The following is a 13,478-nucleotide window of genomic DNA, read 5'->3' as shown; positions in this document are numbered from 1 at the left end:
AACCATTCCACAGGTGCGTTTCAAAAAATGGTTATCTTTTACCGTTATTTCTCCGTTCACTAGAACGTGACGAACTCCAACGGGCAGTCTGGAGGGTTTTACGTCCATAATCCCTGGGGCAACTAGAAGCCCCTCAGCGTCAATTACGTTACTCCATCAGATTCTATAAGATGGCCTATTTCTTCAATTTTACCATTTTTTATACCTATATCTAATGAGGTCCATGGGTTCCCCGTTCCATCAATACATCAAATATATAATTACCCTCTCAATTACATTTTTGTAAATGGAGAAAATTCATCACTTGTCTGATCGTATTCTTCCAACCGCTTTTGGACTTTAGTTTCCTGTGAAGCGGCTATACTTGTAACAAGTAAATTAAGTAAAGCAAAGGTGGGGGTAATCCCTTTTAAAGGAATAGGAGAAGGTGCAACAACCTTGAACAAAATATCGGAAAGCAGTCCTAAAGGGGACAGCTCATCATCTGTTATTGCAAGTACCTTTGCTCCTTTTTTCTTTGCTGCTTTAACAAACGAATTGGTTTCTTTAGTATATCGAGGAAAAGAGATGGCAACCACTAATGTTCTCTCATCGATTAATGATAAGAAATAATTAGCATCCTCTATTTCTCCCCGATATAAAAGTGTATTTCCAACTACAATATTCAGGCTGAATGTCAGCCAATTTGCAGGACCATATGATGAACGGAAGCCGATAACTATCCGCATTTCTGAGTTTATCAATAAATCCACAGCTTTTTTATACTGGCTGTAATCTAATTGCTCTAAAGTTGATCGAACATAAGCGCTATCCTGCTCAATAACGTGTTGAATTAAGTTAATATCTTTTAGAGACTTGGATGTAGATCGAAAATCTTCTATAGGATCTGTCTTATGTAATGAATCTTCTATTAGGGAAGATTGAATTTCTTTTTGCAGTTCGCTATATCCTGAATATCCAAGTGCATATGATAATCTAATTACGGTTGTATCGCTTGTTTGACTAGCGATACCTACCTCTTTTGCTGTTTGAAATGCAACTTCCTTAGGGAAGTCAACGATATATTTTGCTACTAATTTCTGTCTTTTTGTTAGTTTATTAAATAGTTTTCTTATTCTCTCATTATAATTATCCATAAAGTGAACCCTTCCTGATGAGTTAATCTTGGTAAGTTACATCTGAATTGCCTTAGTCACCTTTGAGAAAAAAGAACGTTACACGCTGTAACGCCCTCAGACAATATATTAAAAAATATAAAGGTACCTTCTTATCATATATGGTTTTATTATCAAAATAAAGAAATTTTATAATCTTACATCTTTTCTAAGAGTAAAGCATTTACACGGTTACTTCGGTTCGAAAATAACCATAAGCTGCTCTGGATAATTCAGCAATTTTTCTTGCACCCTCAGCTTCTGATTTGTTGCCAATTGAAAATGCGGAAATGATAAACCTTCCTTTGTTATCTGGCAGCTCCACGATTCCTGCGTCATTTACAACACTTGCAACGGTGCCTGTTTTATGAGCGACAACTGTAGTCGCAGGTAATAAGTAAGGTATCCTATTTCGGAATTGCTGCTTTTCAAGAATTTCAAACATATCATCACAAGCTTTTTCCGAAATTAATTGTTTATTTGCAATCTTTTCTAATAACAACGCCATATCAAATGCAGTTGTTACATTATTATCTATACTTTCTTGGAACACAATCGAATTATAATCAATTTCACCATTTTTAAATCGACGGTTTATTTCATGATAAAGTTCAAGTGAAAATCCTTGTGGCGGAAGTCCAACACATGAACAAAGAAGTTCCCAGCAGCTAAAACGAATGTAAGTATTGTTTAGCCCGACTTCTTTCATATATTGATTTACATTTTCTTTACCTATAATACGCAATATCTTATCTGTTCCAACATTATCACTTACAATGATCATCATTGTTGCTAAATTTTTTATGGTAACATCGATTCCTGGAATTAACTCTTTAAATATACCGGATCCATTTACTAAGTCTGCTTCTTCAAGCCGGATACGCTCTTGCAAATTGACCTTCCCTAAATGAACATCACGGTATAAAGCGGCCAAAATGGGAATCTTAAAGACACTGGCAGCCTGGAAAAAACGGTTCTCATTGATTGCAGCAGTCTCTCCGGTTTCCAAATGTTTAACATATACACCAAAAGTACCACTGGCATCCCGTAAAACTTCTTCTAGACGATCCTGTAAACTCATAGCAAACACCCCTCCATCTTTTGTATATACGGTTTCATTTATTTAACAACTTGTTTTGTTGAAACTTTAGGGAATTGTCTAAAGTGATAAGAAATACCCCATGGTTCATTGTTATCATCTACTAAAATTTCAGCTATTTCTGTAGAGTCGTTAACATACGCAATAAAAGCATTTTCTTTTACAAACATGATAGGTATCTCAGCTTTTTGTGAAATAAGAACCGGCTTTCCATCTTTTATTACAATCGATACTTTCATTCCTTCATTTGACTCATATTCTCCTTGGTACTGTTCCAGCCGCTCTTCACCAATCTCGTATTCTTCAAAGGAAATGTGAGATGCCTCTACTTCCCTTCCTGCATAGGCATTAAATGCAAGCTGCATAACACGTGCAGCAGGAACACCTGCCAAATTTGTCAGGACCACACCTGAAACTCCTTTTTCAGGTAAAATACTTAATTGTGCAGAAATTGCCTTTAACCCTCCACCATGTTCAACCAGAGTAGTACCAAAATAGTCAGGGGTAATCATTAACCCATAGCCATAAAACCTTCCTGGCTGTGTTTGAATATGAGGTTTAACCATTTCTTTTACACTTTCCTCAGATAAGATTCGCTTACCGTTTACTACACCAGCATTACGGAAAATTTCGGCGTACCTTAACATGTCCCCAGCAGTCGATTTTAGAAAGCCTGCAGCTCGCATAGATGGAGCGTCCCACCAAATCGGAGCAGGAATAATACGCTTCGTTCCTTCACTACTGTCCTCTGCATAACAAGTGGTGATATTTTCATAGTCACCATATTCCTCGATCATGAAGCAGCTGTATTTCATACCACAAGGAGAAAGGATATGATCATATACATATTGTTCGTAGCTTTTCCCGCTAACACGTTCGATGATGGTTCCTAATAAAGCATATGCATCATTTGAATAACTAAACTGTGTACCAGGGTCCCCTAATAATTCAAAATCCTGGTCTGCAATAAACTGCATAAGTTGTTCATATGTGTCGATTGGTTCGTAATTTTCCTGCTCGATCTTTAAACCTGGATAATTTTGTGCAGATGGGTCAATATCCATCGATCGTTTCATTGCATAAACTAGAGAGGACATTGGAGGTAAACCAGATGAGTGTGTCATGAAGTGGTGAATGGTGATTTGTTTTAGCGCCTCTTCATTATTAACGTTGAATTCCGGCAGGTATTTGATTACCGGATCATGAACATTTAATTTTCCTGCTTCCTGCAGCTGCATAATAGCCACACAAGAATATGATTTTGTGATGGACCCAATCCCGAAAACAGTATCTTCTGTTACAGGCAATGCATCCTCCACGTTACGGAACCCAAATCCTTTATGGTAAACGATTTCTCCTTCTTGGGCTATTGCTACTGAGGTACCAGGAATCATGTGTTTTTCCGTTAACTTTTGCACAGTCTCTTCAAATGCTTTAAAATTTTCTGCTTTTTTCATTTCTTTTCCTCCTATATTGTTTTTATAAAGGACTTGCAGTCCGTTTTCAGTATTTATTGAGCTGAGGTTTGAAGATTTTTTATAGGCAGATGTGCATTGACAAAATCGAGCATTGCATTCAGCCTAGCTATTCTTAATTCAGGTTTTCCATATTGAAGGAGGCCATGGCTGGAATGGGGGATACGAACAAATTCAACCTCACCTCCATGACGCTTAATATGGGAATAAAACTGCTCGGCCTGCTCAATGGGACATCGCAAATCACTTTCATTATGCAGCAGCAAAAGCGGTGTCTTTACATGATCTGCATAAGCAAGTGGCGAAAACCTCCAAAGTGTTTCAGGGTCTGTTTTTCCCAGAAACTCCTGTTCAACGAAATAGGGGGATATATCGCTTGTACCATACATAGAAATCCAATTGGAAATACATCCTTCAGATACGGCTGCAAAAAATCGATCTGTACGAGTGATAAGCCAATTCACCATAAATCCGCCGTAGCTAATACCATTAACAGCTACCCGATTCTCGTCAAGAAAGTGATAGTTTTGTAAGGCATAATCTAAACCATTCAAGATGTCCTTCATATCTTTGCCGCCATAATCCCCATGTACTGCATTGGTAAATTCTTCACTAAATCCTGAGCTGCCTCGTGGATTTGTATAGATAACGGCGTACCCCTGCGCAGCAAATAGCTGCAATTGGTGGAAATAGGAGAAACCATATGCAGAATGCGGACCTCCATGAATGTCAAGTATAACTGGATATTTCTTCTTAGGATCAAAAATAGCCGGCTTTAGTAAAAATCCCTGTATATGCCAATTGTCTTCAGATCTATACGTAAAGACCTCCGGTTCTACCACTTTTAGTTCGGATAACAACAAGTCGTTGCAGTCATCCAGACGAATCTCAGTTTCAGGAAAGAGTGGCATGCGGATTTGAGAAAAAGCTTCCTTTGGCTGCCGATACTTACAATCGACTGTACTAGCTTCATCAATCCTAATTACTGCTGCTTTTCCAGGGTGATTAACTGTCGAATAGGCTATAGTAATCGTTTCAACTCCGTCGTAGGAATAATGAAATATCGTCCGGTCCCCACCTATAATGATTTCTGCTCGATCATCGTTTTCATCAATCGGGAATCTTACAATTTCATTCCGTCCTTCCCGTGTTCCGAGACCATATACATAGCTGCTATTATTTGACCACTGAGGGCGCAATGAATATCTAAGGTATCGCATATCTGTAAAAGTCATATCAGCGAGTGTATCAGGGTATTGTTTGCTTAGACACCTTGGTTTCCCACCAGCTGCAGGCATAACAAACAATTGTTTTTGGTCTGCATGGATTCCAAAAAAAGCTATCCATTTTCCATCTGGTGAGTAAGATGGCAAGCTTGCTTTCTTATTACTATAGAGCAATTCCACTTCCCCTCCGGAAGCCGGCACACGATAAATCTGTCCTCCAAAAAGAAAGTTTTCATCCTCACTGCTTGTGCTGAAAGCAATATACTTACAGTCAGGGGAAACAACAGGCTCATGGACGTCAGTTGTTCCTCGTGTTAACTGTGTAAACGAACAGGTTTCTATATTAATTGCCACAAGCTGACGCTTTTGCGGTTTGTGGAAACCAATCCCATCAGATTTATAATAAAGATTAGTGTAATGTTTAGGTCCATTTCCCCATGACATGTTTCCTTTCTCTATATCGCTTTCGGCTTCACTCATCGTTTTTTGGTCATGAAAAGTTTCAAGTTTTGAATTTCCTGCTACGGGAACCAACCCGTAAATCGTACTGCCGTCAGGCGACCATACAATCGAACTGATTCCCCGCAGAAATCTCGTCAGACACCGGGCCTCTCCGCCGTCAAGAGATAGTAGCCATACCTGCCGTCCATAAGCACGGTTTGAGATAAATGCAATTGTTTTTCCATCTGGTGACCAGACTGGATTGGTATTACTTGTGCCGGAGGACGTCAAAATTTTTCTCGATTTACCGTGCACATCGCTTAAATACAGGTGTGTTTCATAAATATTTTCTTTCACACATGTGACGGTTCTTTCATATACAACCTGTTTTCCATCAGGCGATATAGTGGGATTACTTGGCCATTCAAATTTATAAATATCTTCAGGTACTGTAGTTCGGAAACTCATTTCAACTCTCCCTTATCTTATTTAATGGGTTGAAAGGTTCTCATTTTCAAGAATATAAAAATGGACATGGGTGTTACTATTTTTCAGCACTCCAGTTACTGTATAACCTTCAGATAAAGCATTACGTACCGCATTTCTCAGCTTATATCTCCAAGCCTTCGCAGCCTCATCATTTTCTTGTTTTAAACTTTGGAAGTTCACTGGGACAGGTATCAGGTATCCTTTTTCACCCTTTACTGGTTCTTCATCAAGGGGATATGGTACATTTCTAAGATTGCGCCATGCAAGAAGGTGACGATAATTTATAACTGATATATCATTTTGAATTACACCTGCCAATGTGTTCTTCACCCTGTTGGAACAAATATCCCACTCTGCTAAAAAACGATCAGAAGGGAGACCTATGTTCAGTTTATCAGTCATTTCTCCGTAATAAGAAGGATAGTAGGTTTTTGCATATGCCCCTAACTTATTTAGGTTAAAATATGCATTTCTAGCTTCTAAAGGATCAAAGGTCCATACAATTTTAGAATAGCCGTAATCAACGGCCCAATTCCTTTGCTTCAGTTTTAGCTGTAATCCAATGCCATAGTTTTGATACTTGCTGCAGACGCCAGTCATATGAGAAATCAAATACGCCTCTCCATTTTTATAACCCGAAAAACCGTATGAAAAGCCGAGTAACTCCCCTTTATTAAAAGCTCCGATTAAGATTCCGCCATGGTGAGCAGCAGCAATAAGCTGCGGAAGGGGTGTGACAGCGTCTTTCCCCCAAATCTCTTCTTGAAAACTAACTACGTCTTGTATTTCCTTTAAACCTTCGATATTTTTATATACAATTGGTTCTGTTAAAACCACTGGTATATCACCCCCTCCCCCACCTATAATTTTCAATAGCCGCTATATTAAATTATTAATAAAAGGTCACAGTGTCCCGTTTATAGACCTGTTCATTAACTGTAAGTTTATCTATAAGTTCCTGATTAATGTCAAAACCAATGCCAGGTTGTTCTGGAACAGTGATAATGCCTGGTTTTGATAGAGTCACTTCCGGTAAAATGATATCTTCATCGAAATAACGGCTGGAAGCGGATGTATCACCTGGAATACTAAAGTTACTTAATGAAGCAATAGCAATGTTATGAGCCCTGCCTATTCCTGCTTCAAGCATACCGCCGCACCATACAGGAATATTATTCTCCTCACAGAGATCGTGCATTTTAATTGCTTCCGTTAGTCCTCCGACACGCCCAACCTTTATATTGATAATTTTACATGCATTAATTTCGATTGCCTTTCTTGCGTCTTCTGCAGAATGAATGCTTTCATCTAAACAGATAGGTGTTTTCATTTCTGCCTGCAGTTTGGCATGGTCGATAATGTCATCATGAGCTAATGGCTGCTCAACCATCATTAAATTAAACTGATCCAGCTCCTTTAATAGCTGTTTATCATTTAGGCTATAAGCAGAATTAGCATCAGCCATCAGCGGAATTTGATCTCCGAATTTTTTGCGAATAGCCTCCACTGGTTCAAGGTCCCAGCCTGGCTTAATTTTCACCTTTATCTTTTTATATCCATTCTCTAAAAAACCTTCCACCCTGTTTAAAAGAGTCTCTATACTGTCTTCTATTCCAATGCTGACACCCACTTCAATCTCTGAACGCTTACCTCCCAATACAGCAGAAAGCGGCTGTCCTTTTAGCTTGCTATACAAATCCCATACAGCCATTTCAAGAGCAGCTTTTGCCATATTATTTCTGCGTATATATGAAAACATCTCTGACACATCTTTTGGCTCTTGAATTCCTTTATCCAACAGTTGAGGGATTAGGTATTTTTCAAGCATGTGCCATACAGTACCTGTAGTCTCTTCGTTATATATTGGATAGGGCATAGCGACACTTTCAGCAAAACCCACTTTATCGCCGCTATATGCCTTAACAATAATAATATCTTTTTCAGTAACTTTACCGAAACTAGTTTCAAACGGAGATTTTAATGGTAATTTTATTCGTTGTAATGCAATCTGATTTATATCCATTCAGTATCTTCCTTTTTATTAAAAATTGTTTTCTTTACCCATTATTTGAGGATCATACAGGTGACATGCTACAAAATGGCCTGGATTAACCTCAATGTTACGAGGTTTTTTTGATTTACATGTTTCCATACATGCGAAACAACGCGGGTGGAATGAACAGCCCTGGGGAGGACTTGCTGGATTTGGAACATCACCAGTTAAGATAATCCGGTCTTTCTTTTCAACTTCAGGATTCGGAACGGGAACAGATGACATAAGCGATTTAGTATAAGGATGCAGCGGTTCTGAAAACAATTGGTTCTTATCTGCAAACTCTACCATTCTCCCTAGATACATTACTCCTATTCTGTCACTTATGTGTTTAACAACACTCAAATCATGGGCAATAAAAATATATGTTAAGCCCAACTGTTTCTGAAGACTCTGAAACAGATTAAGTATTTGTGCTTGTACTGATACATCCAAAGCAGAAACTGGCTCATCAGCTATTATTAGTGACGGATTCACAGCGATTGCGCGGGCAATTCCAATCCTTTGTCTTTGTCCACCGCTAAATTCATGAGGATAGCGATCGGCATGATAAGCGTTTAACCCTACCATTTCCAATATCTCTATCGCTTTTTCGCTTCGTTCTTTCTTGTTCTTTCCTATATTATGTGTTGACAATGCTTCCTCTAAAATGGAAGAGATTCGGAGACGGGGATTTAAAGAAGCGAAAGGATCTTGGAAAACAATTTGCATTTGTTTTCGCAGCTTTCTCATCTCATTCTTTTTCAAGCTTAGTGTATCTCTGCCTTCAAATTTAATTTTGCCGCTAGTTGGTTCAATTAATCTTAGGATGCTTCTTCCAGTTGTGGATTTGCCGCATCCGCTTTCCCCAACAATTCCTAATGTTTCTCCTTTAAACAAGTTGAATGTTACACCATCAACTGCTTTAACATAGTCCTTTTTTTTAGAAATAAAGCCCTTGCTTATAGGAAAATATGTTTTTAGGTCATGTACCTCAAGCAGTATTTCACTCATGCTAATGCCTCCTCTTTAATATATAGCCAACATCTGACTGCCTGCTCATTATTCGCTTTTATTAAAGGCGGGTTTTCTATAGAACATTTAGCATGAGCATGAGTGCATCTGGAATAAAACGGACACCCTTTCGTTACCTCTCCTAAATTAGGTACATTGCCTTCAATTGGCTGAAGGGTATCATGATCCTCTTCCAGACTGGGAATCGAGTTTAATAGACCAATTGTATAAGGGTGTTTTGGATTTTTGTATATCGTTTTTACATCAGCTTCTTCAACGATTTGTCCATAATACATAACCATAACCCGATCGGCCATTTCTGCCACTACACCTAAATCATGAGTTATTAATAATATGGCTGTATCATAATTAGTTTTGAGGTCATTCATTAAATCCAAAATTTGCGCCTGAATGGTCACATCTAATGCAGTTGTCGGCTCATCCGCAATTAATAGGCTAGGATTACAAGCCATAGCCATTGCAATCATCACCCGCTGTCTCATCCCTCCAGAAAGTTGGTGGGGGAATTCGTTTACAATTTTTTCCGGACGTGGAATCCCTACCTTTTTTAACATATCAACAGTCTGCTGATGTAGTTCTTCCCCTGTGAGATCTGTATGAAGCTTTAGAACTTCACTAATCTGTCTTCCAATTCTATGGACAGGATTTAAGGAGGTCATCGGCTCCTGGAAAATCATAGAAATATCTTTCCCGCGAATTGAACGCATTTTTCTTTCTGACAATTGATTCAAATCTGTGTCTTTAAATATGATTTTCCCATCAATTTTCCCAACACTATTCGAAATTAGTCTCATGATGGAAAGGGAAGTAACACTTTTACCGCACCCTGATTCGCCCACCAAAGCAAGAGTTTCACCTTTATTAATTGTAAAATTCACCTTACTAACTGCATTCACATAATCTTTTTTCCCTGTTTTAAACTTAATAGAAAGGCTGTCCACTTTTAAAAGTGCTTCTTTTTCTGCAAACTCTGTCACCATCCCATTCACTCCCAAGCAGTTATTTTTGTCGTGGATCCAGAGCATCACGCAGTCCGTCACCTAATAAATTAAATCCAAGTACGACTAACATAATGGCCAGACCAGGGAAAAGTGACATCCACCACGCTTGCCCTAAAAAACCTTTTCCTACGTACGCCATAGCCCCCCACTCTGGAGTTGGCGGCTGAGCTCCGAGCCCTAAGAAGCTTAAGGCTGCTGCAACAAGAATACTAGTCCCAAATTGTAAACTGGATAGAACAATAACTGGTGATAATATATTAGGAAAAACATGCTTTACAATGATTTTAAAATCCGATACTCCCAGTGCCTTTACTGCCTCAATATATTCTTTCTCCCTTATGGACAAGACAGTTCCCCGGACCACCCTTACATAGGAAGGAATAACAGAGATTGCAACCGCAATCATGGCATTAGTTAAACCGACCCCAAGCACTGCTATAATGGCAATAGCAAGAAGAAGGGAAGGAAACGCCAATAAGATATCCATAACATGCATAATATAAATATCAATTCGTCGGTAATAGCCCGAAATGATGCCTAAAATAACCCCGATTGTTCCTGCAATTAGTACTGCAACAAGCCCCATCATTAAGGAGACCCGGCCTCCATATAACATTCTTGAAAAGATATCTCTCCCGAATTCATCTGTTCCTAATAAATTTTCTCCCCCTGGAGGCAGGAACCGCTGTTCGAATTTCATTACATCTACTGGGTGTGGGGCAATGAGCGGGGCAAGCAAAGATACCGAAACGAAAAACAATAAAATGGACGCGCCGATAACTGCACTCTTGTTCGTGATGATCCTTTTCCCAACTAAAGACCAGTACGATTTGGATTTTACTTCTTCCTTTCTATTATTCTGAGGAGGAGTTAAATTAGTTTCGGAATTTGTAAGTTTAGGTGCTGTACTATTCAAAAAGCCTGCACCCCTTTCTAATATTTAATACGTGGATCCACCATACTATAAACAAGATCCACTATTAGGTTAGTTATGATAAAAAGAAATGCCATAAATAGAACCAGCCCTTGTACGGTTGGCAAATCCCTCTTCGAAATGGCTTCTATTGAAAAACTGCCTAATCCCGGGAGTGAAAATACGGTTTCAATGACCACGGCACCTGCTAATAAAAAACCAAACTGCAGACCAATTAAAGTAATAACCGGTATCATGGCATTTTGGAGAGCATGCTGAAAAATCATATTTATCAGGGCAAGCCCTTTAGCTTGAGCTGTTCTCATAAAATCCTGTTTAATGACTTCAAGCATACTTGACCTTGTCATTCTGGCTATATTTCCGGCTGATCCTAAACCCAGCGTAATGGAAGGCAGAATTAATGAATGAAAGCCTTCGTATCCTGAAATAGGAAAAAGGTTAAGCTGATAGGAAAAAATCCAAATCAAGAATAGGGCAATCCAAAATCCTGGTGCAGAGATTCCTATTAAAGAAATGACCATGGCTAATTGGTCAAAAATTGTATTTTGTTTAACAGCAGCTAAAATCCCCATTAAGATTCCAAATAAAGATCCAATAATCAAACTATAGACCGCTAATTGAAATGTTATGGGAAATCGGGCATAAATTTCTTCTCCAACTGTCAGTCCTGTTATATACGAGGTTCCCAGGTCCCCCTGCAGCACATTCCTTATATAATCGAAATATTGAATATATAGCGGCTGATCCAGTCCTAGAGTACTTCTCAGTTCAGTTATTGATTCTTCTGAGGCAAAATCCCCCAGAATATAGGTTACTGGATCACCAGGGATAAGATGCATCATCAAAAAGACTAAAAAAGACACCCCAATAAGAGTAACAATCATTGATAGGATACGTTTCACAATATATTTAGACATATTTCAGATCCCTCCTTTTATTAATAGGATTGTTAGGGATGACTGAACATCCCTAACTTTCTCTGTGGTTTTATTTCGGAGTGATATCATTAAATATAATGTTTTGTGAATATGGATTTTGTTTGAATCCATCAATATCACGGTAAGCCGTTATACTCTCACGAACAAATAGTGGAACCCACGGAGATTCTTCCACAATAAATTGCTGTGCTTCTTCATAGATTTTCATGCGCTCTTCAGGATTCATCGTTTGTCGGCCTTTAGTAAGCATCTCTTGTAATTGGTCAGATTCGTAATGCAATCTGGTTGAATTTCCTTTGGTCATAAGCATGTATAAGATATCTGGATCAGACCATCCGTACATGTTAAGGATGGCATCATGCAGGCCTTTTGGTGTATTTGCAGCAATGGACGCTGCTTCTTGAACTGAAATTTTTACATCAATTCCGATTTCCTTTAACTGGCCTTGAATAATTTGGACAACTCTTTGCATAACAGGTTCATCCGATAACCATAATTCAAAGGAGAAAGGCTTTCCGTCCTTATCTACAATTCCATCTCCATCTGTATCCTTCCACCCGGCTTCTGCCAGCAGCGACTTAGCCTTATCAATATTCTGGCTATATTTTTGTTTTGCTTCTGCTTCAACTTTTTCACTATAACCAGGTATTGTATGAGGAAGCGGACCAAAGAGCGGCTTGGCATATCCTTCCAAAGCAAACTCAACAATTGGCTCCCTATCAATCCCAAGTGCAATTGCTTGTCTGACACGTTTGTCCTGGAATATTGGTTTCTTATTATTGAAGCCTAAGTATGTTATGCCTTGTTCGTACATGCTATTAAGCTCTACACCTTCTGTTTCTTTAAGATCTTGAATATAGTTTGGCGGTACCTTTGTCATTATTTGTGTGGTACCTTTCTTAAATTCAAGCACCCTAGTATCATCATCAGTAATAAAGCGGAACTCAAATTTGTCATAAGCCGGTTCACCCTTGTTGTCCACAAAAGAAGGGCCCCAGCTATAATCGCCATTTTTCATGTAAGTAATGGAGGATCCTCGTTTATGTTCTCCAAATTTAAATAATCCCGCCGCAGCCGGCTGTTCTCCAAAGTCATCTCCATACTCATCAAGTGCTTTAGGATCCATCGGTGCTAAATAGGCAGTAGTTAATCCACTGGCAAAAGGGGCAAAAGGCTCAGTGAAATAAATCTTTAATGTTTGTTCGTCCACAGCGTCAATTTTGTCCAGTGGCCCTGCTATGAATTTAACTGCAGAATGCTGCAGAAATCTTTCAAATGTTTTCTTAACTGCTTCAGCAGTAACCGGTTCTCCGGAATGGAATTTGGCCGTTTTATTTAATACGATTGTCCAAACTTTCCCGTCATCTGAAACCTCATACTTTTCAGCAAGTCCAGGAACCAAATTTCCATCTAAATCCCTTTTGAGTAAAGTGTCATATATATGGGCATTGGTATCATCAACCCATGTTGTTTTATGAACATCAATGCTGTCAGGCTCACGAACAGAGGATATTACCAGCGTGTCCCGTGGTGCAGAACCCGTTGTGTCAGATCCAGCGGTTTTTTCGGAAGCTGGATTACAGCCTGTTAAAATGACTGCGAAACTTATCAAAGTGATGGATAACATTTTTAATACTTTCTTTTTCACTTTCTT

At 38.9% G+C, this 13,478-nt stretch carries 11 protein-coding genes; all 11 read right to left on the bottom strand.

From position 1 onward, the window contains the following. Positions 1 to 272 precede the first annotated feature (272 nt). Complete coding sequence (locus tag BK139_RS10830; protein ID WP_019382217.1) at positions 273 to 1,136, bottom strand: MurR/RpiR family transcriptional regulator; 864 nt, start codon at positions 1,134 to 1,136, stop codon at positions 273 to 275. Between the two features lie 202 nt (positions 1,137 to 1,338). Then, positions 1,339 to 2,235: a serine hydrolase gene (locus BK139_RS10825; RefSeq protein WP_019382218.1), complete on the bottom strand. Its 897-nt coding sequence runs from the start codon at positions 2,233 to 2,235 to the stop codon at positions 1,339 to 1,341. Between the two features lie 38 nt (positions 2,236 to 2,273). Then, positions 2,274 to 3,710 (bottom strand): serine hydrolase domain-containing protein, encoded by a 1,437-nt coding sequence (locus tag BK139_RS10820; RefSeq protein WP_019382219.1) that lies wholly within the window; start codon positions 3,708 to 3,710, stop codon positions 2,274 to 2,276. 53 nt (positions 3,711 to 3,763) lie between these two features. Continuing rightward, positions 3,764 to 5,863 (bottom strand): S9 family peptidase, encoded by a 2,100-nt coding sequence (locus BK139_RS10815; RefSeq protein WP_076258490.1) that lies wholly within the window; start codon positions 5,861 to 5,863, stop codon positions 3,764 to 3,766. 21 nt (positions 5,864 to 5,884) lie between these two features. Then, entirely contained in the window at positions 5,885 to 6,721 is an 837-nt protein-coding gene (locus BK139_RS10810) for a hypothetical protein (protein ID WP_076258487.1), read from the bottom strand. A gap of 55 nt (positions 6,722 to 6,776) precedes the next feature. Further along, positions 6,777 to 7,907, bottom strand: a complete 1,131-nt coding sequence (gene menC, locus BK139_RS10805; protein WP_019382222.1) for an o-succinylbenzoate synthase — start codon at positions 7,905 to 7,907, stop codon at positions 6,777 to 6,779. 18 nt (positions 7,908 to 7,925) lie between these two features. Next, positions 7,926 to 8,930, bottom strand: a complete 1,005-nt coding sequence (locus BK139_RS10800; protein ID WP_019382223.1) for an ABC transporter ATP-binding protein — start codon at positions 8,928 to 8,930, stop codon at positions 7,926 to 7,928. After that, positions 8,927 to 9,931, bottom strand: coding sequence for an ABC transporter ATP-binding protein (locus BK139_RS10795; RefSeq protein ID WP_019382224.1), 1,005 nt, complete (start codon positions 9,929 to 9,931; stop codon positions 8,927 to 8,929). Before BK139_RS10795 ends, BK139_RS10800 begins: the two co-directional genes overlap by 4 nt. Positions 9,932 to 9,950: 19 nt before the next feature. Then, the gene (locus BK139_RS10790) at positions 9,951 to 10,868 is read right to left on the bottom strand and encodes an ABC transporter permease (protein WP_076258484.1); all 918 of its coding nucleotides are present in this window, start codon (positions 10,866 to 10,868) and stop codon (positions 9,951 to 9,953) included. 17 nt (positions 10,869 to 10,885) lie between these two features. After that, positions 10,886 to 11,803, bottom strand: a complete 918-nt coding sequence (locus tag BK139_RS10785; RefSeq protein WP_076258481.1) for an ABC transporter permease — start codon at positions 11,801 to 11,803, stop codon at positions 10,886 to 10,888. 70 nt (positions 11,804 to 11,873) lie between these two features. Further along, the gene (locus BK139_RS10780) at positions 11,874 to 13,472 is read right to left on the bottom strand and encodes an ABC transporter substrate-binding protein (protein ID WP_083675346.1); all 1,599 of its coding nucleotides are present in this window, start codon (positions 13,470 to 13,472) and stop codon (positions 11,874 to 11,876) included. Positions 13,473 to 13,478 lie beyond the last annotated feature (6 nt).

The organism is Paenibacillus sp. FSL R5-0490, assembly GCF_001956215.1.
Classification (GTDB): Bacteria; Bacillota; Bacilli; order Bacillales; family Cytobacillaceae; genus Cytobacillus.
Note: the sequence above shows the minus strand (reverse complement) of the source record. Positions and strands in the feature narration are given on the sequence as shown.

What these genes read in the sequence shown, in the direction of transcription:
- BK139_RS10830 (WP_019382217.1), bottom strand. Translation starts at nt 1,136, where the DNA reads ATGGATAATTATAATGAGAGAATAAGAAAACTATTTAATAAACTAACA.
- BK139_RS10825 (WP_019382218.1), bottom strand. Translation starts at nt 2,235, where the DNA reads ATGAGTTTACAGGATCGTCTAGAAGAAGTTTTACGGGATGCCAGTGGT.
- BK139_RS10820 (WP_019382219.1), bottom strand. Translation starts at nt 3,710, where the DNA reads ATGAAAAAAGCAGAAAATTTTAAAGCATTTGAAGAGACTGTGCAAAAG.
- BK139_RS10815 (WP_076258490.1), bottom strand. Translation starts at nt 5,863, where the DNA reads ATGAGTTTCCGAACTACAGTACCTGAAGATATTTATAAATTTGAATGG.
- menC (WP_019382222.1), bottom strand. Translation starts at nt 7,907, where the DNA reads ATGGATATAAATCAGATTGCATTACAACGAATAAAATTACCATTAAAA.
- BK139_RS10800 (WP_019382223.1), bottom strand. Translation starts at nt 8,930, where the DNA reads ATGAGTGAAATACTGCTTGAGGTACATGACCTAAAAACATATTTTCCT.
- BK139_RS10795 (WP_019382224.1), bottom strand. Translation starts at nt 9,931, where the DNA reads ATGGTGACAGAGTTTGCAGAAAAAGAAGCACTTTTAAAAGTGGACAGC.
- BK139_RS10785 (WP_076258481.1), bottom strand. Translation starts at nt 11,803, where the DNA reads ATGTCTAAATATATTGTGAAACGTATCCTATCAATGATTGTTACTCTT.